The organism is Paenibacillus sp. PvR133, assembly GCF_017833155.1.
GTDB classification, from domain to species: domain Bacteria; phylum Bacillota; class Bacilli; order Paenibacillales; family Paenibacillaceae; genus Paenibacillus; species Paenibacillus polymyxa_B.
Genome location: NZ_JAFIBS010000001.1, coordinates 1238454 through 1262756, shown reverse-complemented (window position 1 = coordinate 1262756; position 24303 = coordinate 1238454). Strand labels below are relative to the sequence as shown.

At 45.5% G+C, this 24303-nt stretch carries 23 protein-coding genes; 19 read left to right on the top strand and 4 right to left on the bottom strand.

Going from position 1 to position 24303, the window contains the following annotated elements:
- Positions 1-18 precede the first annotated feature (18 nt).
- From JOE49_RS05620 to JOE49_RS05585, 8 genes are all read left to right on the top strand, one after another.
- Positions 19-690, top strand: a complete 672-nt coding sequence (locus tag JOE49_RS05620; protein ID WP_202403923.1) for a GntR family transcriptional regulator — start codon at positions 19-21, stop codon at positions 688-690.
- Between the two features lie 147 nt (positions 691-837).
- A complete protein-coding gene (locus tag JOE49_RS05615; RefSeq protein WP_160788383.1) occupies positions 838-1494 on the top strand; it encodes a hypothetical protein in 657 nt (218 codons plus the stop codon).
- Positions 1495-1817: 323 nt separating this feature from the next.
- Positions 1818-3341, top strand: coding sequence for a M23 family metallopeptidase (locus JOE49_RS05610; protein ID WP_209940718.1), 1524 nt, complete (start codon positions 1818-1820; stop codon positions 3339-3341).
- A 232-nt stretch (positions 3342-3573) separates the two neighbouring features.
- On the top strand, positions 3574-4305 hold the full coding sequence (gene yycF / locus JOE49_RS05605; RefSeq protein ID WP_028540971.1) for a response regulator YycF: 732 nt from the start codon (positions 3574-3576) through the stop codon (positions 4303-4305).
- Positions 4302-6131, top strand: coding sequence for a cell wall metabolism sensor histidine kinase WalK (gene walK / locus JOE49_RS05600; RefSeq protein WP_160788382.1), 1830 nt, complete (start codon positions 4302-4304; stop codon positions 6129-6131). Before yycF ends, walK begins: the two co-directional genes overlap by 4 nt.
- Positions 6128-7468, top strand: coding sequence for a two-component system activity regulator YycH (locus tag JOE49_RS05595; protein WP_160788381.1), 1341 nt, complete (start codon positions 6128-6130; stop codon positions 7466-7468). The genes walK and JOE49_RS05595 overlap by 4 nt, the downstream gene beginning before the upstream one ends.
- Positions 7469-7486: 18 nt before the next feature.
- Positions 7487-8251 carry a two-component system regulatory protein YycI gene (gene yycI, locus JOE49_RS05590; RefSeq protein ID WP_023991121.1) on the top strand — a complete coding sequence of 255 codons (765 nt, stop codon included), beginning with the start codon at positions 7487-7489 and terminating at the stop codon, positions 8249-8251.
- Positions 8252-8257: 6 nt separating this feature from the next.
- Positions 8258-9064: an MBL fold metallo-hydrolase gene (locus JOE49_RS05585; RefSeq protein WP_023991120.1), complete on the top strand. Its 807-nt coding sequence runs from the start codon at positions 8258-8260 to the stop codon at positions 9062-9064.
- On the opposite strand, the gene JOE49_RS05580 is transcribed toward JOE49_RS05585, so the two are convergent.
- Positions 9033-9239, bottom strand: coding sequence for a hypothetical protein (locus tag JOE49_RS05580; RefSeq protein WP_025723164.1), 207 nt, complete (start codon positions 9237-9239; stop codon positions 9033-9035). The genes JOE49_RS05585 and JOE49_RS05580 overlap by 32 nt on opposite strands.
- 503 nt (positions 9240-9742) lie before the next feature.
- On the opposite strand from JOE49_RS05580, the gene JOE49_RS05575 reads away from it, so the two are divergent.
- A complete protein-coding gene (locus tag JOE49_RS05575) occupies positions 9743-10978 on the top strand; it encodes a S1C family serine protease (protein ID WP_023991119.1) in 1236 nt (411 codons plus the stop codon).
- An 86-nt stretch (positions 10979-11064) separates the two neighbouring features.
- Here the strand turns inward: JOE49_RS05575 and JOE49_RS05570 are convergent, their stop codons facing one another.
- Positions 11065-12786, bottom strand: a complete 1722-nt coding sequence (locus tag JOE49_RS05570; RefSeq protein ID WP_209940717.1) for a cellulase family glycosylhydrolase — start codon at positions 12784-12786, stop codon at positions 11065-11067.
- A gap of 233 nt (positions 12787-13019) precedes the next feature.
- Between JOE49_RS05570 and JOE49_RS05565 the strand changes: the two genes are divergently transcribed.
- From JOE49_RS05565 to JOE49_RS05550, 4 genes are all read left to right on the top strand, one after another.
- On the top strand, positions 13020-13784 hold the full coding sequence (locus tag JOE49_RS05565; RefSeq protein WP_209940716.1) for a class I SAM-dependent methyltransferase: 765 nt from the start codon (positions 13020-13022) through the stop codon (positions 13782-13784).
- Between the two features lie 105 nt (positions 13785-13889).
- Positions 13890-14057, top strand: coding sequence for a CxxH/CxxC protein (locus tag JOE49_RS05560; RefSeq protein WP_007433184.1), 168 nt, complete (start codon positions 13890-13892; stop codon positions 14055-14057).
- 122 nt (positions 14058-14179) lie between these two features.
- The gene (locus JOE49_RS05555) at positions 14180-15115 is read left to right on the top strand and encodes an AraC family transcriptional regulator (protein WP_209940715.1); all 936 of its coding nucleotides are present in this window, start codon (positions 14180-14182) and stop codon (positions 15113-15115) included.
- A gap of 28 nt (positions 15116-15143) precedes the next feature.
- Positions 15144-15632: a DinB family protein gene (locus tag JOE49_RS05550; RefSeq protein WP_209940714.1), complete on the top strand. Its 489-nt coding sequence runs from the start codon at positions 15144-15146 to the stop codon at positions 15630-15632.
- A gap of 82 nt (positions 15633-15714) precedes the next feature.
- On the opposite strand, the gene JOE49_RS05545 is transcribed toward JOE49_RS05550, so the two are convergent.
- Together JOE49_RS05545 and JOE49_RS05540 are read right to left on the bottom strand one after the other, a co-directional pair.
- Positions 15715-16059, bottom strand: a complete 345-nt coding sequence (locus tag JOE49_RS05545; protein ID WP_209940713.1) for a helix-turn-helix domain-containing protein — start codon at positions 16057-16059, stop codon at positions 15715-15717.
- A 58-nt stretch (positions 16060-16117) separates the two neighbouring features.
- Complete coding sequence (locus JOE49_RS05540; protein ID WP_068939283.1) at positions 16118-16465, bottom strand: helix-turn-helix domain-containing protein; 348 nt, start codon at positions 16463-16465, stop codon at positions 16118-16120.
- 165 nt (positions 16466-16630) lie between these two features.
- On the opposite strand from JOE49_RS05540, the gene JOE49_RS05535 reads away from it, so the two are divergent.
- The 6 genes from JOE49_RS05535 to JOE49_RS05510 all read left to right on the top strand — a co-directional run bounded on the left by JOE49_RS05535 (position 16631) and on the right by JOE49_RS05510 (position 24169).
- Positions 16631-17482: a DNA-binding protein gene (locus tag JOE49_RS05535; protein WP_209940712.1), complete on the top strand. Its 852-nt coding sequence runs from the start codon at positions 16631-16633 to the stop codon at positions 17480-17482.
- A gap of 161 nt (positions 17483-17643) precedes the next feature.
- Entirely contained in the window at positions 17644-18123 is a 480-nt protein-coding gene (gene rlmH / locus JOE49_RS05530; RefSeq protein ID WP_209940711.1) for a 23S rRNA (pseudouridine(1915)-N(3))-methyltransferase RlmH, read from the top strand.
- Between the two features lie 95 nt (positions 18124-18218).
- Entirely contained in the window at positions 18219-19775 is a 1557-nt protein-coding gene (locus JOE49_RS05525) for an Eco57I restriction-modification methylase domain-containing protein (protein ID WP_209940710.1), read from the top strand.
- Between the two features lie 18 nt (positions 19776-19793).
- A complete protein-coding gene (locus tag JOE49_RS05520) occupies positions 19794-20906 on the top strand; it encodes a GmrSD restriction endonuclease domain-containing protein (protein WP_209940709.1) in 1113 nt (370 codons plus the stop codon).
- Positions 20899-21582, top strand: a complete 684-nt coding sequence (locus JOE49_RS05515) for an MAE_28990/MAE_18760 family HEPN-like nuclease (RefSeq protein WP_209940708.1) — start codon at positions 20899-20901, stop codon at positions 21580-21582. The genes JOE49_RS05520 and JOE49_RS05515 overlap by 8 nt, the downstream gene beginning before the upstream one ends.
- 622 nt (positions 21583-22204) lie before the next feature.
- Positions 22205-24169 (top strand): elongation factor G, encoded by a 1965-nt coding sequence (locus JOE49_RS05510; protein ID WP_209940707.1) that lies wholly within the window; start codon positions 22205-22207, stop codon positions 24167-24169.
- The last annotated feature ends 134 nt before the right edge of the window (positions 24170-24303 follow it).

The following is a 24303-nucleotide window of genomic DNA, read 5'->3' as shown; positions in this document are numbered from 1 at the left end:
CAGCTTATAGAAGAATATATGAAGGTTAATCAAATGGGTCCGGGGGATCGGCTGCCGTCGGAAACTGCACTTTCCCAATCGTTTCGTGTCTCACGTACGACGCTACGGGGAGCTATCCGCCAACTGGAATCGGAAGGTAAGCTGCTTGTAAAACACGGGAGTGGCACGTTTGCTACTTGCCCGCTGCCGAGTATTCCAAGCTCACTGGATCGCCTGTATAGCATCGGGGACATGATTCGTTCGGCAGGGCTACGGGAAGACGAGCAGCTGGAATCCATTCAGAGAATTTCGGTTTGTCCTCCTGATATTGCCGAACAGATGAGACTTTCCGAGAATGAGCCCATGATTGCTCTAGAGCGTACACGCACTGCCAACGGAGAGGCTGTAGCCCACTCTATAAACTGGATGCCAGAGAAATTAGCCGGACCCATTCTGGAAGATGACTCTTTTTCAGGCTCGCTTTTTCAGAGTCTTGAGTTCAAGGCGGGGGTGCGAATCGTCGGAGCATATTCCGAGCTTACCGTTCCCAACTATGACGACGCACATATGACACGTCTGCTGAAGCATCCGCAGGCTACGGTATTACTATTGAAGCAGCTTCACTATGATGAAATGAACAGGCAGGTGCTGTATTCTCTGGATTATGTCCGCAGTGACATTTTCCGTTTCTGGGTGCGTCGTACGCGCTGATTCAATCAGAATGTGGCATCTCCTATTGAATTGTGCTAGTTTTACATATTCCATGGGTTAAAAATCGTCATATCTCGTCAATACTGATCTATATGCACTTCATGATGATACACACATGGCAGGATGCGTATAAGGAGGTAACGGGATATGAGGTGGCTTGGATGGCTGCTCAAAAAAGGAATGACGGTGGTGTTGGTTAGCGCACTAACGCTGGCAGTGACAGGTGTAGTCGTTAATGCTTATGTTCAATCGCTGCTGCGGCAGTTTAACATTCAGCTTGATCATCAGCCCATATGGGGATTGGGTTGGCTAAAAGGCAGCGCGGGTACGGACCAAAGCACAGACACGGGGAAGAACAAGACGACAGGAAGTGGCTCGGGAAGTGTAACACCGCCTGATGATGCGTTGCCTGTCATGGGACAGGGCTTAGAGGAAAGCGGGAGTGAGGCTGGTGGCGTAGCCAATGGCAAGGTATCTCAGGAGGGGGCCACGTCGGCCGGAACATCAGGCAACGAGTCACGGAAGCAGGCAGAAGGTACAGCTACACCCGAAACGAGTATTGAAGGCCATGATTTAGTGATTACGCCCGACCATTTGACGGAGAAGAAGAACAACTTACCGGCTGCACAGAAGCAGGAAATTTTTGCGATTCTGATGAATAAGCTACCGCCGGAGGAGATGCAGAAAATATCAGCTGCGATGGAAGGCGGTCTCACCGAGCAGGAGCTTCAGGATATTCAGCAGGTGCTTGCGAAGTATTTGACCAAAGAGGAATATAACAAGTTGATGGATTTGCTTAAATGAGTATTTTGCAAAATCTTGAATAATAAACGATGAATTCATGGGAAATGTTTATGCTCAAAATAGGACTGTAGAATCCGCGCCATGCGCGGATTTTTTTGCGTGTCAGGAAGGAATTGGAGTGTAGTTGAATTCTTTGTAAAGGCTATGTTAAAGTAAACAGTGTTGTGAAAAGGTTAAATTTTTGAAACCTTTTACGCAACTATGCAATGGTAGATAGCGACTAATATCATAGATGCTTGTGAATACAGGCTAGGTTCATAATGTGAAAGACCAATAACGAACGCATTTATATAGAGATAAGATATGCTGAAAAGGAGAGAGTCATGAAGGTTTTGAGGGAGCAGGATTCACCAGACAGCAGGAATGCAGACTCAAACGTTGCAGACAAGCCTGCTGTGGAAGCGGGGAAAATAGCAAAGTGGTGGAGCGGTCGGAGAAAGTGGTTGAGCTGGACGGCAGGCGGTGTGGTGATTGCAGGCAGTCTTATTTTTGCGAGTAATCAGTATGTCGGGGCTAACACAGTTCCTTATTATAAAGTGTATGTAAAAGGCGTCGAGGTCGGGAATATCTTGAATGAGCAACAACTTAAACAGCTGTACGCAACGAAGAGCAAACAATATAAGGACAAGTATCCCGGCGTCGATATGGTGCTCAATACGAGCGCGGTAACGACAGGCATTGAGAAGGCATATAAAGCGGATATCGACAGCGCGGCCACGCTGAAGAAGCTGGACGGTATGCTGACAGCGTATGCCAAAGGGGTAGAAGTGAAGGTCAACGGTCAGACGGTTGGCATTGTAAAGGACAAAGCGACTGCACAAGCGGCTTTAAAACAAGTACAGAAGAAGTACACACCTGTGGGTGAGGGTACATCTACAGGCATCAAGGGGCTGGTTCGCAAAACATCCGTGGGCAGCAGCCATGCGAGTGCTAGTACTAAAACCCCTAAAGCATGGCTGGAGTCTGCCAGTATCCGTGAAAAAATCGCGTACGAGCCTGTGAAAGCAGACCCGAACAAGGTGCTGACGGAGGCTGAAGCAGTCAAAGTGTTGACTGAGGGGCGCGAGGCTCCTATCACGTATACAGTGCAAGAAGGCGATTCTTTGTCTTCGATTGCAACTAAATTTAATATGACCGCTTGGGAGATTAAGCAGAACAATCCCGGTTCGCGTGAGCTGTATTTGCAAATTGGAGACGAATTGAAGCTTACTGCTCCAAAGGTTCCGGTTACGGTCCGAACAGTAGAGAAGGTCGTCGAACAGATTGCCATCGAGCCTGAGGTTGAGATTCGCCAGAGCGATGAACTGAAGGCAGGAGTTACCAAAGTGGTCAGACCGGGACAAGCAGGTCTTAAAGAGATGGACTATCGTTTGACCAAGGAGAACGGCGAGGTCGTGCAAGAGGAATGGCTCGGTCAAAAGGTGCTGCAGCCGTCTGTTACTGAGGTGGTTCTTAGAGGGACGAAGGTCGTGGGAGAAGGCTCAGGACAGTTCGCTTGGCCGGTGTCCGGCGCATCGATGTCGAGTAGCTTTGGCGCACGTTGGGGACGTATGCATGAGGGTGTGGACTTGGTCGGTAGTGCTGATATTCACGCATCAGATGAAGGCGTGGTATCATTTGCAGGTCAGCAGAATGGATACGGCAATGTCATTATGATTGATCATGGCAACGGCTACCAAACCGTGTACGGGCATTTGAGCAGCATTGGCGTTCATGTAGGACAGGTGGTTCAGCAAGGCGAATCGATTGGGGTCATGGGGAACACAGGACGCTCAACCGGAACGCATCTGCATTTTGAAATTCGTAAAGATAATACGCCACGCAATCCAATGACGTATTTAAGATAGATTGGATGTTTATATCGAGAGTTACATGATTTATCAGAATCAAAGGGAAAGGCCATGTTTTTCTGCATGCTTAACATTAGGTGCAGGCATGGTTTTTTTCTGCGTAAAGAAAAGGGTCTAGAGAAGTAATGGAATGGCTCACGGGTATGATAGAATAGAATAAACATCTTATAGGTACTGACAAACGTAAGTTAATTATAAATTATGATCCGTGAAGAGAGGTGAACGCTATATGCAGGGAACGATTCTGGTAGTGGATGATGAACAGCCAATCGCTGATATTTTAAAATTTAATTTGGAAAAAGAGGGCTACCAGGTGATTTGCGCCTTCGATGGAATCAGCGCGGTGGATATCGCGGTCAAGCAGCAGCCTGACCTGATTCTGCTGGATCTGATGCTGCCAGGCATGGACGGCATGGATGTATGCCGCGAGGTGCGCGGGCATCAGCTCCAGACGCCGATTATTATGCTGACCGCTAAGGACGGCGAAATCGACAAAGTGCTGGGGTTGGAGCTGGGCGCGGACGATTATGTGACAAAGCCGTTCAGCACACGGGAATTGCTGGCACGGGTGAAGGCACAGATGCGCAGACAGCAACGCGGCGGGGCAAGCGCTTCGGAAAGCCGGCCGCAGGAGGATAAGCAGGGGCTGCGCGTGGGCGACCTCTTTTTTGATACGGATATGTATACAGCTTACAAAAACGGAACACCGCTTGACCTGACGCACCGTGAGTATGAGCTATTGCACTACATGGCGAAGAATGCCGGAAAAGTCATGACGCGGGAGCATTTACTCCAGGCGGTGTGGGGCTTCGAATACTACGGGGATGTGCGGACAGTGGATGTGACCATTCGGAGGTTGCGCGAGAAGATTGAGGAGAACCCGAGCAAGCCGGAGACCATCCTGACACGCCGTGGCCTTGGATATATCGTGAGCGGGGGCAAAGGTGGCCTGCGGGCATGAGATGGCTGTCTTTCTTTCGTACCATTCATGCAAAGCTGATTATTATCTATGTGCTGCTTATCTTGGTGGCCATGCAGCTGATTGGGGTCTACTTTGTCAGCTCGATGAAGAACTCTCTCACGAGTAATTTTACGCAGGATTTGCAAGCACGGGCGGAGATGCTGTCCGTGCTGGCGGAGCAGGATCTGAGTGGCAGTGACGGCAAAATGGAAGAAGACAGCGTGGAAAGCCTGCGTGCACGCGTGAATAATTTGTTTGATTTCAGCGGCGCGGAAATTCAGGTGCTGGATGCCAGCGGCAAAGTATTAATTACTTCTCAGGGTTCACACGCCGATTATGTCGGACGCAAAAATACGCAGACAGTGGTCAGCCGCGCACTCCAAGGTATCCGTGATAACGAGGAATACATGGTGGACGAGGATAATGTCCGCAAGAAGGTCGTCGCCAAACCTGTTATCAGCCAAGGCAAGATTGTCGGTGCGGTGTACATCGCCGCTTCGATGACCGAGCTCTACGATACGATGAAACGCATTAACAATGTGTTTCTCTCAGGTATGCTCATTGCGCTCGCGTTGACGGCTGTGCTGGGCGTGGTATTGGCCCACACGATTACGCACCCGATTAAGGTGATGACACGTCATGCAACGGAGGTTGCCGAGGGCAAATTCGACCAGCAGATGCCTGTATTTGGTGATGACGAGATCGGCAGGCTCAGCGTGGCCTTTAACTATATGACAGGCCGTCTGCGTGAGGCGCTGTCCCAAAATGAAGAGGAGAAGGAGAAGCTCTCCTCCATCTTGACCAATATGAGCGACGGTGTGGTCGCTACTGATGACAATGGCCGGGTCATTCTGGTCAACCGTCGGGCCAGCGCCATGCTGGGCGTAAACGAGAACGAAATGACCGGCAGGCATATCGCGGTACTGCTGGGGATCGACCCGGAGGAAACCGAGGCCCTGTATAGCGGCTCTTCGGCCTCCACGCTCTTGCAGCTGGAGCCAGCCGGTCAGGATGAACCCATCGTCATCCGTGTGACATTCACGCCGATTCATCGGCGGGAATTTGGCATTACGGGAACGATTGCCGTGCTCCAGGACGTGACGGAGCAGGAGGAGATGGAGACGACACGGCGGGAATTCGTAGCGAATGTATCACATGAGCTGCGCACTCCGTTGACGACCATCCGCAGCTATGCTGAGGCGCTGGATGACGGCGCGATGGCTGAACCGCAGCTCGCGGAGCGTTTCGTGGGCGTGATCCGCAACGAGACAGAGCGTATGATCCGGTTGGTTACGGATTTGCTGCATCTGTCACGGCTCGATTCCAATGAGGCACCTTTGCGGATGCAGCCTGCAGATGTGATGGAGATGCTGGACGAGGTCGCAGATCGGTTTTCTTTTCAAATGAAGCAAAAGCACATTCGCTCAGGGATGTTCGTAGAGCAGGGAATCGGTAAAGTCGTGATCGACCGGGACCAAATTGAGCAGGTGCTGGATAACCTGATGTCCAATGCGTTGAAATATACGCCAGATGGCGGGAGTATTCGGATTGAAGCTCGCCGCAACAGTGAGGGAATGCTGTCCATTTCGGTACAAGACACCGGAATTGGTATTCCCAAAAAAGATCTGGACCGGATTTTTGAACGGTTTTATCGTGTAGACAAGGCGAGATCGCGCAATATGGGTGGCACGGGACTGGGGCTGTCGATTGCCCGGGAAATTGTAAAGGCGCATGGGGGCCAGATTTTTCTGGAGTCGGAATACGGTCAGGGAACCTGCACGACCTTTACGCTACCCATGTCGAGTGAAGGGAGGGAAGCACAGTGAAGGAACGTTTGAAGTCCTGGACGCTTATTTTGCTGGTTGCTTCCAGCCTGGTACAGACTTATTTTTTGATTTACCGCCTTCCAGGCAGTGATTCTGTACTCACTTCAGAAACGAACTATGTCAAAACCGAAAGCATGGGGCAGGAGAAAAAGATTGAGAACCTTGTGTTTCCTGATAAAATGCTCATTCACCAAGGTGAGAAGAAGCATACCGTTTTTTATCCGGGTGTTACTTTTTACGATTTAATTTATACACGGCTGGAAAGCCGGAGCTTTAACAACTTTCAACGTCGAAGTATCCAATCGGCAGACTGGGCGCAGATTCGCAGCGAAAATGAGGGCATTGAATTATCTTTTTCAGGCGGGGTCCCGGTTTCATTATTGGAGCGGGTCATGCGTCTGACGCCGGATTCGGTGTTTCAGGGAGAGACGATTAACCGCATTTGGATTTATATAGACGAAAAGAATGCCAAGCCGCATGCGCTCTTTTTCAGTGCTAGAGGCGATGTGGTGTATGAGGCGAACCAGTTCGACATGACGGTAGAGGACATTCGGCAGCATGTGAATTTCGGTAAAAATGCCCCGTTGTACGAGCTGGTGGATAATCAGTACTACATTCCCGTGAATGACCTGGAAACGGTGCAGCCTGTGGTGTATGCCGGGTTGTTTACGACAGAGCAAATGCAGCGGAACTTGTTCTTCGATCCGGGGATTACGCGCAATATTCAGGAGAAGGACGGCTCACAAATTTACACGGACAGCAAGCGTAGTCTGCAAATCAAGCAGGAGCAACGATGGATGAGCTATACCGATCCCAGTGCGCCAGGGGCAAGTGGAAGCAGTCCAATTAGGGATGTGCTGGCCGCAGTTGATTTTGTGAATCAGCATGGCGGTTGGGATGCTTCGTACCAAATGAAATTAAGAAGCAGCGATGAAAATCGAACGACTGTGTTGTTTCAGCAGTATTATGGTGCTTATCCGGTGCTGGACACACCATCGTTCCGCTTTGGTACAATTTCGCTGCAAATCCAGCAAGAAACGGCTTCTGTCTATGAACGTTCGCTACTGTATCTCAAGGGAGGAGAGCAATCCTCGAAGAAGGTTATGCTGCCGGGTGGCGAGCCCTTGAAGAAGCAACTGGAGACTGTAGGCAAAGGGAAGACGATTCGAGATCTGACTCCCGTATATCAGCCGGAGCTGATTAATGATGGATTGAAGCTTTCTCCTGAGTGGCGCGTTACGCTCAGTGACGGTTCTGTTGCTGAGATTCATGCTGTCCCTGTAACGACAGCATCGAATACAACACAAACACAGCCAGACCAGGAGACAAAGAGGTGACAGGAAGGGGGAACGGGAATGGATTGGAGCCGCGCCAAAAACGTACTGATCTGTACATTTTTGCTGCTCAATGTGGTATTGAGTTATCAACTGTGGCATGACGCGCAGGAAACGGTAGGGCCGAATTTGGATTTTACTTCATTGGATGAAAATACGCAGCGTTTAATGGAAGAGAAAAGCATTCAGGTGCTGGCTCCGATTCCCGGGGATACCCCGCAGCTGCCTAAACTTTCTTACACATACGTTCATAGTGGAGAAAAGGATGATCGTGTGCAGCTGGTGAAGCCGGTGGACAGCAAACTGGTATTCACCCATGACGCGTTAGTTGAGGCATTGGAGCCACAAATCAAGGATATCGATAACTTCCAGTATGATCCGCTGGATGTTCAGGAGGAGTTGGCATCCGGACAAGCAGATGCTTTTGTACTTCATCCGCTGGTTCAGGGCAAGTGGCCGCTATTTAATGTGAAGCTGGCTCTGTTTTACAGCAATCAGAAGATTACAGGGTATCGCAAAATTAAGGTCGATCTCCAGCCTTCGGATGAGGCAAAGAAAATGCTGCCTGCGTCCAAAGCACTGGCAAGGCTGATTGATGGCTATTTGCCACGCGACTCGATTGTGAAGGATATCCGGCTCGGTTATTACGGACAGACCTTTAACTCCGATAGCCAGGTGGCTGCCCCCGTGTGGCGGTTTATGATGGATAACGGGAAAGGTGTGTACTATGTGCAGATGAACGGAGATGTCATTAGTCCAAAGACAGAACATACAGAAGGGTCTTGAACAGATATGGGGATTTCATTTACCGTGCTGTCGAGCGGTTCGACCGGCAACGCTACCGTTGTGCGGAACGAAGACACGACATTGCTCATCGACGCAGGTCTCAGCGCGAAGCGTATTGACGAATTGCTGAAAGAACGCGATCTGAGCGGAGAAGAGTTGGATGGTATTTTGGTCACGCATGAGCATTCCGATCATGTTAAAGGACTAGGCGCCATGGCGCGTAAATATAATTTACCTATATATGCTAACGAGAAGACATGGTTTGCCATCAGCAATGCTGTTGGGCAAATTGCAGACGATAACCGCAGAATATTGGAGACAGGCGCAACGCGGGAATTTGAGTCATTACGCGTGGAGTCTTTTGGCATATCCCATGATGCGGCTGAGCCTGTAGGATATAGCTTTTATGATGGGGCAGAGAAGCTCAGTGTAGCGACCGATCTTGGCTATGTCAGCGACAAAGTGAAACAGGCGATATCAGACGCGGATGTATTGGTGCTGGAGTCTAATCATGATGTGGAAATGCTGCGTATGGGTCGTTATCCGTGGAACATCAAGCGCCGTATTCTCAGTGATATCGGTCATTTATCCAATGAGATGGCGGGCGCGATTCTTAGCGAGCTATTGACAGGACGTACGAAGCGAACGTATTTGGCACATTTGAGCCGCGACCACAATATGATGGAACTTGCGAAGTTGACTGTACGTGGGGCGATGGAAGACCGCGGCTGTTTTTACAAGGACAGTGAATTTCGATTGTGCGATACGTACTATGATCGTCCTACACCTTGGGATAAGGTAAGTGAGCCATAAAGCTGTCCAGCTCGGCGGCTTTGCGTTCTACCTCTTCACGGGTCACTACGCCTTTGTCCACCAGTAGTTCAATCAATGTACTTAGCGCCAGTGTATTGCGGTAATGCTCGTCTTTCAAATCCGCAAGCTTGGCAGCCATGCGAACTTCATCCATAGCCGAACGATGTGAATTCATCATATATTCCTCCTGTAAAAATATTTTAGAAATGGCGTACAATGAGCTTGGTTCTGCCTGTGGTTTTGTTGGGTGCTGTGATACAATAAAGCTAACAACGGAAAGCTTTCTGAAGGAAGGCTCTCATCGAAAGTATAGGCAGCTTTAAGCGGACGGGAACAGGCCAGAACGTCTCTATGAGACGATCATTTTGTAATAGAATAGAAGACTTGTTACTATTGTAGTCCATTGGTTTGGAAATCATTCCTCTTTTTTCCTCTATTCGGGGTCAGATTCGGCGTGTATGCTAATTTATGAGATTCGGTTGCTTAGGAAGGCACCATTTGTGGTGATTAATAAGTAGGCCGGAACGATTGGTTGCTGGATTCCGATGATAAGGGATATTCAATCCATTTGAGATGTTCAACGGAGCAGGTTCTCTGTAGCATAGGTTGGCGCAAGCCCGAATAGCCCTAATTTTTTAGTGAGTGTCGGTGCATGACAACGAAGGGGAGAGGATTAGCATGGGCTTGTTTGAGGACGATTTTTATTCAACAAAGGTATCCACACGTGCGGCTAAAAAAATGGCATTTAAGGCGCGCCGTGGAGGACGTGGACGTTGGCCACACAGGAAGCGTGGAGTAAGTCCGGTGCAAGCTGCTGTCATTAGCGGTGCAGTCAGTGCAGTGGTTGCTGTGCTTCTGTTCAGCTTTATTACAGGCCTGCCCTCCACTACGGCGGTAACGGGAGCCAGTCACTATCCCTTGCGGCAAGCAGCGGGTGATCCGTATGATCGGATTGTGCAGGCGGCAGCCAAGGTGCGCCCAGCCGTCGTCAGCATCGTGAATCTGAAAGAGGAAGATGGTAAAAGCACGGAACAATCCGCGCTTGGATCGGGTGTCATTTTCCGAGTGAGTTCAGGCAAAGCCTTCATTATGACAAATAACCATGTGGTCGAAGGATCAGATGATCTGGATATTGTAACGGTAGACGGCGTCAGAAAAGAGGCAAAGCTGATCGGAAAGGATCGCATTAGTGATATCGCTGTACTCGCAGTTGACGATAAAGGCATTAGCACGGTAGCGGATATCGGCGACTCCAGTAAACTTCGTCTGGGTGAGACGGTCATTGCTATTGGCAATCCGCTTGGCCTGGGAGACACGCTTACCTCCGGTATTGTGAGTTATACGAATCGCATCATTCCGATTTCCATTAACCAGGATGGCGTATATGACTGGGAGCAGCATGTGATCCAGACTGATGCGGCGATTAATGAGGGAAACAGCGGCGGAGCGCTGGTCGATCTGGACGGACGTGTGATCGGCATCAATACGATGAAAATCGCTGATACTGGTGTTGAGGGACTTGGTTTTGCCATTCCCGCCAATGAGGTAATGAAGACGGTGAATGAACTGGTTGAGGACGGCAAGATCACCCGCCCTTATCTGGGGGTATACACGGTGGACCTCAACAATGAATATGCACCGCTGGATGAAACTCAGCGCAAGGAGCTCAAGTTGCCGGACAGCGTGAAAAATGGGGCAGTCGTTCTGGAGGCCCATGGTCCTGCCAAGGAGGGTGGCTTGAAGCTGAACGATGTCATTACAGCGTTTGATAGCGAACCGATTAACTCTACCCTTGATTTACGTCGCTACTTGTACGATAACAAGAAGATTGGCGATGAGCTGAAAGTTACTTTTTACCGGGCAGGCAAGGAAGAAACGGTGATGTTAAAATTAACAGATAAGCCGGAAGGCTAAGGTAACTTATAGGCTTAACTATAAAAAAAGGCGTTCACCGGCTCATTTCCGGGAACGCCTTTTTCGATCTTCTGCTGAGCCTTAGATTAGGATGTCGTTCCCGTTACACGGGTTCCGCTCTTGGTGATTTTGTATGTCACCACATCGCCGCTCCAAAAATGGAACTTCAGCGTGACTTCACCATCTTTTACACTATTAAAAAATTCAGGTAGCAGCTTGATGCCATTGGCATCATAGGCAGGGGCAAAAGTATTGCCAAACTCTTTATAAGGCGTCCAATCCTGTGGACCGGCATTGCCACCATTGGTATAAACGGCTTCCATCGTGGCGAGCTGGCTACCGCGGAATTCCGTTGGAATGGTAAAGGCTTGTGTAGTCCCTTCGACAGCACTTAATTTTGGAGTATCATACACGACTACTTTGAAATTCCAGTCTGCCCCCTTGTTAAACTTAGCGGTAATGACGGCATTCTCCCCATATTTACCGGAAGTGGTCAGGCTGGTGAGCAAGCTGGCTTTTAAGGTTAATGTATCTCCGCTCAGCGTATAGTCGGTGCCCTGTGTCAGTTGCCTGTTGTTGACACTGAGTGTTTTCAGCTGATTGCCATTCAGGTTTAAGGTGACCTTGGCATCCTGAGCAGGAGTGCCCTTCTTCAAGTGAATGAGGTCACTGGCTGCATTGGAGGAACGCCCTTTTAGACTGGCTTTAATAACATTAAAGAGCTCGGGATCAGACCATTTGTACGTTGTGCGGTTAAAATGCTGGCCGTTATCCCAGAGCATACCTGTTATTTTCTTCTCTTTCATGTAATAGGTTAAATACTCGAAGAATTTCAGCTTTTCGCCTTGTTCAATAACGCCTGTATTTTTATCGAAGCCGAGTAGACCGAATTCACCTACAATAACCGGAATACCTTTGGCTACAAAGGTGTTATAGACGTTATCAAAGGTTTGGATGATATCGTTTTTAGTATCTTTATCAAAAGTAGTATGGCCCGCAATATTTACACTGAAAGGCCAATAACCATAATAGTGGACGGTGGCAATCAGATTGGGATCATTCAGCTTGGTTATCGTGTTATACAGCTCGTTGATTTTGGCCTGAGCAGGTGAAGTATCCAAGCCAGGCAGAACAAGGGGACGAGTGGCATTCTTACCGCCAGAGGCGCGGACAATTTTGTGGAAGGATACATTCAGTTCTTGGAGCATCTGATTCATTTTCGCTTCATCCGTAGTCCCTCCTTCAGAGAAACGGGGTTCGTTAATACTTTCGAACATCAGCTTGTTAGGTTGATCTTTAAAGCGTTGGGCAATTTGTGTCCATAATGCCTTATAGCGAGCCAGCACCTCATCATGTTTGGGCTCCATACTGCTTACCCACGTCCATGAATCATGATGGACATTGATCATGACGTACAGATTAGCATCCAGTGCCCAGCGAACAACCTCTTCCACACGGTTCATGTAGGCAGACTCAACGGTATAGTTCGGTGCTGCTCCAATGTGCTTATCCCAGGTGACCGGGATGCGTATGCTTTTGTACCCTTGGGCAGCAATTTGCTGGATCAACGCCTGGGTAATGCGCGGATTGCCCCAGGCTGTTTCATCCGCCCCCACAGCATCCAGAGAATTTCCTAAATTCCATCCAGGCTGCATGGCTTCCACATACGATTGCATGCTGCTCGCAGCCGCAGCTTGTGGTGCTTGTCCGTCAGATTCGGCAGCAGCGGCAACGGATGCGAACGTAGATAACAACAGGGTAATGGCAAGCGTCAACGACAGCAATGAAACGGGTCTTCGTTTTAACATAACAGGCCCCTTTACAAAGTTATTTTTGAAAGCGCTTTCCAATAAAACACTACCACACTATTTGAATATGGAATACCTGTATAATTCATGTAAAAATCATGTGTTAATTAGATATTTTAATTTTGTAAGCGTTATTATTGAAAAAATACAGAAATGAGTGTAGAATCTATGGCCCTACGTGGATTGTAGTATAGCATCGGATTTGTAAATACAAAAGAAAGAAGGAGATGAATATGAATAAGTGGGACACGGAAGAGGCCATTCGACGCTGGGATATGCATGCAGGAAACTTTACTGCCAAGTACACGGAGGAAGGAGATCGATCTCGCGAAGTACTGCTAAACCCGGCATTACAAGCCTGTATGGGACCTCTCGGGGGCAAAAAAGTGCTGGATGCCGGCTGTGGCGAAGGCTATCTAAGCCGTAAAATGGCCAGGGCGGGTGCGTTGGTAGAGGCTGTCGATTACTCGACAGAGATGCTGAGGCTAGCCAAAGAGCGGACGCCGTCAGCGTTGGGAATTACATATCACCATGGCAATCTGGAAAAGCTGGAGATGTTCGGGGACCAGAGCTTTGATCTGATCGTGTCCAATATGGTCATACAGGACTTGGCCCATTATGAGCAGGCGATTGCCGAAATGCAGCGATTATTAGTTCCAGGGGGCCGCTTTATTTTTTCTATTCTGCATCCGTGCTTTCAGACGCCGCAGAGTGGTTGGGTGAAGGATGAGACTGGAAAAAAGCTGTATTGGAAAGTGGATCAATATTTCAACGAAGGCCCATTGGAGCAAGCGATCCCTTATGATCAGGAAGAAAAGTTTTTGTACTTTCACCGTACGCTGGGCAGCTATGTACAGACCATTATTGAGGCGGGTTTGCTGTTGGAAGGGATGATCGAACCCAAGCCGTCTGCTGACATGCTGGAGAAATATCCCCATTTCCGTGAAGACCTGAACGTCAGTAATTTTCTCATTTTTACAACCAGACGTCTGGGGTAAAAAGCAAGCCCTTTTCTTTCCGCGTCAAGTGTGGTAGAACAAAAGAAGGCGGTTTTGGCACACCTACAACAGGAAGAGCTTCAAACGGAAAGGGATGCAACTGGAATGTACGTGGTATGTAAAGAGCATGTGGAACTGGCAATTGATATGTTCGTCGATGAATACGAGGATGCACCGGATGTCGTCGATCTCAAGGAAACGAAATTTTCGGATTGGGACCCTCCAGTGAAGTGCAAGGAATGTGAGAACAAAGCAGAGTTTTTGGTCGTCTAAAAAACAAGCACGGGCGTTTCGGGCAGAAACGTCCTTTTTGTATACCAGAATTTTTGCAAAAATACCCCATACATAGAGCTATATTTATTCCCATCACGTGCTGAGACAGGAGTGAACGATGGATGGACCCTTTGCTGCATTCACTATTTCGTCCGCTTCAAGTCAATGGAAGTGATCTCTCCACGTATTATATCGAACAAAAGCCGTCTGCTGCGCTGAAAGCTTACGTGGCCTGTTATTGGGAGTCCGGTCCGGCTAATAGGGTGGTAGAAGAGAATCTAGCAGCTTCGTGCGAAGACACCGCTTTGTTAAGCTTGCCGCATGAAGAAACCATGGAGCGGGTATTACCTGACGGCTGTACGGATATTCTATTTGAATACGACCCGGTGAGTAAGCGTCAGGAACTCTCGTACTGTGGGACATTTACGCAACCGTTTGTGTCTGCCAGACAAGCAGGGTCCGAGACACGCATTTTTGCGGTGCGATTTTTTCCCGGTGGGGCACACTATTTTCACGGTATGCCGACTCATTTGTTTACAGGTGGTAATTATCGCTTGGAAGATCTCTGGCCCGAAAGCATCGCTGTGATAGGTGAGCGCATTATGGAAGCGCAGAATTTCAATGAACGGGTGCGCATAATGGATGAGTATCTTAACCAGCTTCTGCTGCGCCAACGCACGAACGATTGTAACCTGATGAAAAACTTGCTGCATCGCATCTTTGTGAGCGGCGGGAGTGTGGGGGTTAAGGAGCTTGCGGAGTGTGAGGCGATCAGTGAAAGACAACTTAACCGCAAGTTTGGGCAGTGGATCGGAATCAGCCCCAAAAAGTTCAGTGAAGTCGTCCGCTTCCAGAGCGTTCTACACAGTATTCAAAGCGGAGGGGGTCTGGATTGGACGGAGCTGGCATTGAAGCACAGCTTTTTCGACCAGGCGCATTTAATCCGCGATTTCCGCAGGTTTTATGGAGATTCTCCGCTTACTGCGGCTAAGGATTTACGGAAGTTGTCCGATTTTTACAATACACGCCCAGAGGCTTCGGCTATACTCAAAATATGAACAAGAATGGCAAAGGAGAGATGTGAATATGAGTGGAACACTGCAAGTTCGCGATCATTTGCTGAATGAGCTGGAGACCGGAGTACGGACGGGGGAAGCCTTAATCCGTAAAATTCGTCCAGAGGACTGGAGCTTTCGTCCACAGGATAATTTCCGTTCGCTGCTGGAGTTAGTGCATCACTTTGTACTTATTCCTGCTTCGGATCTTGCGATAATGCAGGAGAAGTCTGAGGGTGAAGTGGGAAGCATTGAAACCAGCCTGTCCGGGGTGGAAGATCCCGAGCGCTTGGCTACAACTTTCAGACAGAATTTTGAGGCTTATAAGGCTTACATTCTTTCGCTTAGCGAAGACGATTATCTGAACCGTTCAACGAAGGCCTTTTATATGGAGCATGGACATTTGCAGGTTCAATGGCAGATTGAGACCGTGACCCATGTGTTCCATCACCGTTCGCAGATTTATAATTATCTAAAGCAACTGGGACATGAAGTGAGCTTTTTTATGCTGTACGCTTGAGTATTTTTGTGAAGATTTATGGAGGGCACCTGTGCGGTGCTCTTTTTTGGTTGTAATTAAGCTTTTCTGAGATGATATGGCCTTACTCAAACGCACGTGAAACTTCTTTACTAACCCGTCTGAGAATGCCGATTTGCTCCTCATTCAATCTGCTGGTCAACGCAACAAACTCATCTATCGCCTCTTGCCGAATAGTTTCGTCTTCAGTCATATGTTCTTTGGAAGACATTAATTCACTGATAGACACGTTTAAGGCAGTTAACACTTTCTCCAAGGTATCAATCGAAAAGTTTCTTTCGCCACGCTCTAATGCACCAATATATCGATAGTCCAAGCTTGCGATGTCAGCCAGTTTTTGCTGTGTAAGTCCCTTTGCATTTCGAATAGCCCGGATTCTTGTACCCATTTGCTTGCGTAATTCTGTCATATAACCACCTCATAACAAGCTTATGGAAGATGAAGTGTAAAAGTCAGGTAGAAAAGAATTATTCAATTCTTTTTTGTTGTAACTCAACTAAAGCAACAATATTTTTTGTTATAGTAGTAAGAATTTCGAGCTCTGTTGTTTCTCTTGAATTTATGAGTAACATAAGTTCATTTATGATCTGTTTTCGATCCGTATTTTCATCGAATTGAAAAAGTTCAAAGGCTGGAACGTTTAATGCTAGAATTATTTTTTCCAACGTCTCCAATGAAATATTTCGATCTCCACGTTCTACTCCACCCATATAACTGTAATGAAGTCCTGCTGCTTCTGCCAATTGTTCCTGTGTCCATCCTTTAGCTTTTCTTAGTTCTCGTATTCGGTTTCCGACACTTTCTGGTAAACTCATGTAATCACCTCCACTTAAGGTTAGAAGAGGAGAGAATATCGTTACAGACCATCTTATACAAAATAAACACATATAAAACTGTACTTTTAAGTACTATTTATATTGACCTCCTTTTTCACTTTCTATACAATTGGTTATGAATGGAAATACAAGGAGGGGCTACTCTTGAGAACTTCTATCCTGAAATCACTTAAACCGGACATCATTGTTGAAATGTTAGAGATGGCTGTGGCTTTTGAAAATTGGAAAAAGGTGATGGAGACGGCGGATATTTTGTACCAATGTGTACAGCGTATCTATGAAGAACGGCAGTATCATAAAGCAATGAAATTATCCATCCCGCATGTCAATTTAGAACGTCCGTTGGTATACTATTTTGGTTTCAGTCACCTGATGTGTGGAATGGCTCACCAGAACCAGGGTGCATATGAGCAGGCAAGGGAGTGCATCTATAAGTATGCTGAGCTGGGGTGGATGGAGGATTTAGAGGAAGAAGACATTCAGGTTGTCGAGGAATTCAGGTTTTTAGCCAAAACTAATTTATATGCAGTAGATATTTTGTCTGGAAATATAGAGCTTGTCGAGGAATACGTAGCCTTTTTGCAGGATAATCTAGAGGAAATATTACCGGGGCTGAATACCATATTACAGGCAGCGCTTATGTATCATTTGGATGTAGGGGATATTTTACATACGTTTGCAGAGCAGATTGATGAATTCGGGAGTTATGAAGACGCAGAGAACATATCTTACTATTATAGCTACTGCTATCACTTGGCTTTGTACTATCGGAAGTACAATAGATTACAGGATGCAGTGGGACTTACTGTGCAGGCGATGCAACTAGCCGATCAGTCGGGTAACGATCGTAATTTCAAGAAATGTACGGCATTGTTTGAATCATTACGGGAGTCAGCGACAGCGGAACAAATCAGAGAATATCGACAGATGCTAATGCAGTGTCTTGATGAATACGAAACGGATAGGCATTTCATTGTGAAGAGCGTAAATGAATGATCCGCTATAACCTGAACAGGGAATAGGCTCGTAGTGGAGAGGAAATAGATAGGTAAGAGACGTTTCAGGTGCTAAAATAACTATGTTAAAGGTATGTTTTTAAGTTAGGGATCGTAAATACGATTTTACATTATCATTCGACATAGATAGGGGTATGGAATTTGTTTATTCAGCTTATAGGTGTGGGCAAGTTAAAAGAGAAGTATTTGGTCATGGGCATTCAGGAATACGCTAAACGGCTTGGGCCATACATCAAGTTTCAAATGATCGAAGTAGCCGATGAAAAGGCTCCTGACACACTGAGCGAAGCGGAGGTTCGACAGGTCAAGGAACGAGAGGGCGAGCGCATCCTTGCTCATGTGAAAAGCGAAGCACACGTCATTGTACTCGCCATCGACGGCAAACTGTGGAGCTCGGAAGAACTCGCAGGGGAACTGGACAAGCTCGGCACCTACGGTACAAGCCATGTTGTCTTCGTCATTGGCGGCAGTCATGGTCTCTCTGACGAAGTCCTCCGCCGCGCCCAACAGAAGCTGAGCTTCGGAAGGATGACTTTGCCACATCAGCTGATGCGATTGGTGCTGGTGGAACAGATTTATCGGGCGGTGAAGATTAATCGGGGGGAACCGTACCACAAGTAGGAGGGAATTTCATTTTGTCAAGTTGAATTTACAATTCTCAAAATTTTTAATGTATAATAAAATTGGTTGTTTTGTCTATAAGGAGATTGTAAATTATGCATTTGGAAAATAACACTTTTGATAAAAATGAATTTCTTGAGTTGGTTGATAAAATTCGTAGAGAGTCGAGTGTTTCAATAGAGAATAGTAAACAAATTGAACTAGGACAGTACTTTACTAACACTAAAATCGCATCTCTTATGGCATCTATGTTTAACGATGGTAGAAGTGAAATTAGATTACTTGATGCAGGAGCTGGAGTGGGTTCCTTAAGCGCAGCATTCATCGCAGAAATGTGTTGTAGAGGAGATAGACCTAAAGAGATTTCAATTGTTGCATATGAAAAAGACCCAGTGCTGTTACCGTATTTATTTAAAACCAGAGATATTTGCAATAATACCTGCAAGCAATTAGGGATAAAATTAAATTGGGAAATATTGAACCACGATTTCATTAATGAAAGCATAACTCTCTTGGAAAAAGAAAAATTGGAAGGGAGGGAATTTGAACGATTTGATTGCGCAATTTTGAACCCACCCTATCGTAAGATCCATAGTAGTTCTTTGGAACGGAAATTTTTAAGAAGAATCTCAATTGAAACTTCTAATTTATATTCTGCCTTTGTCATCTTAGCAATACGCCTTTTAAAGAGCAATGGTGAGTTGGTAGCAATTACACCTAGAAGTTTTTGCAATGGACCGTATTTTAAATCTTTTCGAAAAGAAATGTTAAATGAAACAACATTTTTCCAAATTCATACTTTTGAATCGCGAAGGAGCATATTCAGTGACGATGGTGTACAACAGGAAAACGTAATTTTTAAATTAATAAAGGAAAAATTAAAAAATAATTATAATGTAATTATTTCGTCTAGTTTCGCAAATACAGATGAGATCGTTAAATACACTATACGCTATGATCAATTTGTACATCCTAATGACAAAGAATTGTTTATAAGAATATTAAAAAATGATTCAGGATATAAAATCTCAGATAAAATAGATAGGTTGGGGAATTCCATACAAGATCTAGGGATTTCAGTATCTACGGGTAGAGTAGTTGACTTTAGATTTAAGGAGTACCTGTATAACCAGCCATTACATGGAACAGTGCCGTTAATTTACCCTTTTCATTTTGAGGATGGATTTGTAAAATGGCCTAAACTCAATAGTAAGAAAGCAGATTTTATTCTTCAGAATGATATCACAGAAAAACTTTTATTACCCTCTGGATTTTATGTTGTAGTAAAGCGCTTTTCCTCAAAAGAAGAACTTAAAAGAGTTGTTGCAGCTATCTATGACCCTGAAAAAGTGATGTTATCAAAAGTTGGATTTGAAAATCATGTGAATTTCTATCACATTGAGGGAGAAGGATTAACTGAGAGTATAGCTAAGGGACTAACTGTATTTTTGAATTCCTCATTAATTGACTCATATTTTCGTCAATTCAATGGTCATACTCAAGTAAATGCAACTGATTTAAGAAATCTTAAATATCCTCGAATAGAACAATTAGAGGAATTAGGTAAAAGAGTAGGTAGCCAATTGCCTGAACAATATAAAATTGATTTAATGATAAATGAATTATTCGAAAATGGTGAATGTAATTATTAATAATTGGAGGAATAGCTCATGTCATTACAAGAAGAGATAGATAATAAGGCAAAAGAAATTCAAGCTGACGGTTATCCAATGTCAATTGGAGAACTGGCAAATATGTATAGGGATGGAGAATTACAAGTTAACCCTGAATTTCAAAGGTTTTTTAGATGGTCAGACTCCCAAAAAACTAAATTAATTGAATCAATACTTTTGGGAATACCAATACCACCAATATTTGTATCACATGGTGAAAAGGGAATATGGGATGTTATTGATGGTCTACAGAGATTATCGACAATATTTGAATTTATGGGTTTATTGAAATCTCCAGAGGATACGTTGAAGCCAGCTAGTAAATTATTAGGTACAAAGTTTTTACCATCATTAGAAAATAAAATGTGGGATAACCCTGATGATTTAGAAAATTCTTTTACCCAAGAATTAAGAATTGATTTTAAAAGATCCAAATTTGATATTAAAATAATAAAAAAAACTAGTGATAAAGATGCAAAGTACGAGCTTTTTCAAAGAATTAATACAGGTGGTTCAAAATTATCAGACCAAGAAATTAGAAATTGTCTATTAATAATGGTGAATAGGAGCTTTTATTTATGGGCAGCAGAACTAGTGAAGCATCAATCATTTATTAACTGTATTCCTCTTTCAGAAAAACAACAATTAGAACAGTTCAATATGGAAATTTTGATGCGTTATTTAGTTATTCGACATGCAGATTTAAATAAGATTAAAGGTAATGAAGACATTGGAGAGTTTATATCGGAGGAAATTATCGGTATAGCTGAAAATAAATCAATAGATCTACAAAAAGAAACAACAATATTCCACAAAACCTTTGATTACCTTGATAGAATTCTTTCTGATGATGCTTTTCGAAAGTTTGATGATGAAAAGATGAAATTTAAAGGTGCATTTTCAATGCCAGCATTTGAAGTAATTATTGCAGGTGTAAGTGAGAATATAAATGAAATTACTACCAAGCCCCCAGAGGAAACAATTCAGACAATTAAGAACATATATAAATCTCCTCAATATTTAAGTGTTACAACTAGAGGGGGGGCTCGCCCTATCACAAGATTGAAAGATCTAGCTACATTAAGCAAGGGAGTATTTATGAATGGCTGAGTACTCGCTCGAGAAGTTCCAAACAAAGCTTGATAAAAATATTTCTTGGAGAAAACGTGAGCTCACTATACTAAAAAATAATGTTGATGGATCAGAGGAAAATTTATTGGTAACTTCAATAAGAGCAGGAATAACACTATTGTATGGTCATTGGGAAGGATTTATTAAAACAGCTGCTCGAGAATATTTAAAATATTTAAACTGTCAAAATATAAAATGTACTGATATGAAAGATAATTTCATTACTCTATCAATGAAGAAAACGATAGTAAATTCGAGGCAATCTAATAAATCCTTATCGCATTCAGAAATAATAAGTGAGTTACTGTATGAGTCCGATAAAATATTTAATGTTGATGAAATGGATAAACTTATTGTAGATACTAATTCAAACTTAACTTATGAAATTTTAGAAGACATATTATTCAGTTTGGGCTTGGATTGTGAATATTTTGAGATGAAGGATAATTTTGTAAAAGAAAATTTAGTATTAGAACGAAACAAAATTGCCCATGGTGAATATGTGTTAATCGTAGACCCAAAAAAAGATAAAACCGATGAAGAAAAACGGGCAAAAGAAGAATTTGAAAATCTATATCATGAGATTCTTAAACTTATGGAGAAATTTAAAGAATTAGTATTTGATGCAGCTTTTAAGAAACAATATCTAAAATAGTTCCAAACTTAAATCATAAAAATAATACAGATTTTTAAAAAAAGGTCACCCAGTAGGATGACCTTTATTTTCTCTCTATAGATGTTACGGTGAACCGTATCATAAGTGACGGCAAGTTTTTGTTTTGGGTTGGCATAATAGATTCATTGTGTGTGAAGGGAAGGAGCTGCACGACACGACAAGGGAATAGATCATCCCTATGTAATCTTACCTGAAGAACAAGCGCCTAATGGTATAGAGCATTGTGAAATTTGCGAACTATCCAAGCAGCGGAATCGTGTCATCTGTGTTGAAGGAAATCCGAAGGCCACGCTTATGATGATTCTGGATAACCCCGGAGCCCGGGAGGATCGGGAAGGAAATTTGTTTCTATGCGGTACCCGAGAAACACCCCAATTCGGATTTCAGACCCATTTATTACAATAATTGCTTTATATATTAATCGAAAAGTTATTTTACTTTCCGATATCCTTATGTTTGCTATCTCTAATATGATGCATGCCACTACCAAGTTGAAGTTATATTGGCTTACCAGCAAGTTGTGAGCTCAAACCAACTCTCCCGATTTGTATGCTTTAATAAAATGAGCAGTATTAACAAGAAGCGTTGAAAGTGGGATTCTATGAAGCGACTAACGATTGGCCTGTTCGCCCATGTGGATGCAGGTAAGACAACTTTTGCGGAACAGCTGCTGTACCATACGAACAGTATCCGGTCGCGGGGGCGGGTGGATCATCAGGATGCGTTTCTGGACAGCCACGACATCGAGCGGGCAAGGGGCATTACGGTGTTCGCAGATCAGGCGGTAATAGAATATAAAGGAGACAGTTATTATATAATAGACACGCCCGGACACGTCGATTTCTCCCCGGAGATGGAGCGTGCGATTCAGGTCATTGATTATGCCATCCTGATTGTAAGCGCAGTTGAAGGTGTCCAGGGCCATACGGAGACGGTGTGGCAGCTACTGCGCAAGCATCGGATTCCGACGTTCTTCTTTATCAACAAGACGGATCGGATCGGTGCGGATGCAGGCAGAACCGAGGCGGATATCCGTCAGCAGTTGACGGGGGAAGTATGCTGCATTACACAGAGCTTCGCTGACGGCATAGTCGGTGAGCCGCTGCGGGAGGCCATGGCGGAGCGGGACGAAGCCTTGCTGGAAGCATTCCTGGAGGGGAGAGAGGATTCCGGCTTCTGGCTGGAGGCCTTGCAGAGGATGATAGCGGCGGGTCTTCTCTTCCCTTGTGCTTACGGCTCTGCGCTTCAAGATACAGGCGTCATTGAATTTCTGGATCAGCTGCATCTGCTGACGACAACCACTTATGACGAGAATGCTTCGTTCCAGGGGCGGGTTTATAAAATTCGGCACGATGCAGGCGGAGCGAGACTCACGTTCATTAAGGCGCTGGGTGGTCGGCTGAAGGTGAGAGAACAGCTTAGTTACGAGAGCGGCGGGGTTCAATATGACGAAAAAATTACGCGGATCTTCTTGTTTAACGGCCTTAAATCGCACCCGGTGGAACAGGTGGAAGCCGGCGATTTGTTTGCGGTTGCCGGCTTGTCCGCCGCCGAAGCTGGACAAGGCCTTGGGTCGATATCAGACAAGTTAGCTTACGACTCGGAGCCGACGTTACAATCGAAGGTATTATTCGACAATTCGATACATGTACAGAAGGTGCTCGGTGCTTTTCGCACGCTGGAGGCGGAGGAGCCTTCTCTGAACGTCGTTTGGGATGAGAAATTGCAGGAGATTTCTATCCGCGTCATGGGATTGATTCAACTGGAAGTGCTGGAGCAGCTTGTTAGAGAGCGGTTTGGCTTTGCTATCTCTTTTGGACAACCGGAAATCTTGTATAAGGAAACGATTCAATCGGCTGTGAAAGGGTACGGCCACTTCGAACCGCTCAGGCATTATGCGGAAGTGCATTTGCTGATCGAACCGGGAGAAAGGGGCAACGGCATCCTGTTCGATAGCAGATGTCATGCTGATGATCTGAATGTCAGCTATCAGAATCTGATTCGGAATCATCTCTATGAACGGGAGCATCACGGACTGCTGACCGGCATGCCAGTCACCGACGTAAACATTACGCTGCTGAGGGGCCGCGCGCATAAAGAACATACCCATGGTGGCGATTTTCGTGAGGCTGCCTTTCGAGCACTACGGCAGGGTCTGGAGAAGGCGGACAACGTGCTGCTGGAGCCTTTTTACGATTTTAAAATTAAGGTCGCTATCGATGAAATGGGCAGGGTGCTGTCCGATATTCAGCGTGCTTCAGGTATTTTTAATCCACCGCAGACAACCGGAACGCAAGCGGTGGTCACGGGCAGGGTGCCTGTGTCGACTTTCATGAACTACAGTGCCGAATTTGCATCCTTTACGCATGGACGAGGCAGTATCCGCTGCGTGTTCAGCGGCTACGACCGCTGCCATAATTCGGAGGAAGTCATAGAGCGGATGGGCTACCGCAAAGGGGCGGACCCGCTGTATACATCCTCCTCCATCTTTTGCGCCAAGGGGGCGGGTTACTCGGTGCCATGGGATGAGGCGGAAGCCAAGATGCACCTTGAATTAGAACCTTAATCGCCCATATTTCCAGGATTCAGGTAGAAAGTAGGTAGATTTAGGACAAACAATTTTTATAATGGAAATAAGATGTATATTTTATAGGGCTAAGGGGCGAATGTCATGAAACCGACGCAAGGAATAGAGGCGCT

Excerpts from the sequence above, each read along its gene's own strand:
- JOE49_RS05620 (WP_202403923.1), top strand. The coding sequence starts at position 19 with ATGAAGGTTAATCAAATGGGTCCGGGGGATCGGCTGCCGTCGGAAACT.
- JOE49_RS05615 (WP_160788383.1), top strand. The coding sequence starts at position 838 with ATGAGGTGGCTTGGATGGCTGCTCAAAAAAGGAATGACGGTGGTGTTG.
- JOE49_RS05610 (WP_209940718.1), top strand. The coding sequence starts at position 1,818 with ATGAAGGTTTTGAGGGAGCAGGATTCACCAGACAGCAGGAATGCAGAC.
- yycF (WP_028540971.1), top strand. The coding sequence starts at position 3,574 with ATGCAGGGAACGATTCTGGTAGTGGATGATGAACAGCCAATCGCTGAT.
- walK (WP_160788382.1), top strand. The coding sequence starts at position 4,302 with ATGAGATGGCTGTCTTTCTTTCGTACCATTCATGCAAAGCTGATTATT.
- yycI (WP_023991121.1), top strand. The coding sequence starts at position 7,487 with ATGGATTGGAGCCGCGCCAAAAACGTACTGATCTGTACATTTTTGCTG.
- JOE49_RS05585 (WP_023991120.1), top strand. The coding sequence starts at position 8,258 with ATGGGGATTTCATTTACCGTGCTGTCGAGCGGTTCGACCGGCAACGCT.
- JOE49_RS05580 (WP_025723164.1), bottom strand. The coding sequence starts at position 9,239 with ATGAATTCACATCGTTCGGCTATGGATGAAGTTCGCATGGCTGCCAAG.
- JOE49_RS05575 (WP_023991119.1), top strand. The coding sequence starts at position 9,743 with ATGGGCTTGTTTGAGGACGATTTTTATTCAACAAAGGTATCCACACGT.
- JOE49_RS05570 (WP_209940717.1), bottom strand. The coding sequence starts at position 12,786 with ATGTTAAAACGAAGACCCGTTTCATTGCTGTCGTTGACGCTTGCCATT.
- JOE49_RS05565 (WP_209940716.1), top strand. The coding sequence starts at position 13,020 with ATGAATAAGTGGGACACGGAAGAGGCCATTCGACGCTGGGATATGCAT.
- JOE49_RS05560 (WP_007433184.1), top strand. The coding sequence starts at position 13,890 with ATGTACGTGGTATGTAAAGAGCATGTGGAACTGGCAATTGATATGTTC.
- JOE49_RS05555 (WP_209940715.1), top strand. The coding sequence starts at position 14,180 with ATGGACCCTTTGCTGCATTCACTATTTCGTCCGCTTCAAGTCAATGGA.
- JOE49_RS05550 (WP_209940714.1), top strand. The coding sequence starts at position 15,144 with ATGAGTGGAACACTGCAAGTTCGCGATCATTTGCTGAATGAGCTGGAG.
- JOE49_RS05545 (WP_209940713.1), bottom strand. The coding sequence starts at position 16,059 with ATGACAGAATTACGCAAGCAAATGGGTACAAGAATCCGGGCTATTCGA.
- JOE49_RS05540 (WP_068939283.1), bottom strand. The coding sequence starts at position 16,465 with ATGAGTTTACCAGAAAGTGTCGGAAACCGAATACGAGAACTAAGAAAA.
- JOE49_RS05525 (WP_209940710.1), top strand. The coding sequence starts at position 18,219 with ATGCATTTGGAAAATAACACTTTTGATAAAAATGAATTTCTTGAGTTG.
- JOE49_RS05520 (WP_209940709.1), top strand. The coding sequence starts at position 19,794 with ATGTCATTACAAGAAGAGATAGATAATAAGGCAAAAGAAATTCAAGCT.
- JOE49_RS05515 (WP_209940708.1), top strand. The coding sequence starts at position 20,899 with ATGGCTGAGTACTCGCTCGAGAAGTTCCAAACAAAGCTTGATAAAAAT.
- JOE49_RS05510 (WP_209940707.1), top strand. The coding sequence starts at position 22,205 with ATGAAGCGACTAACGATTGGCCTGTTCGCCCATGTGGATGCAGGTAAG.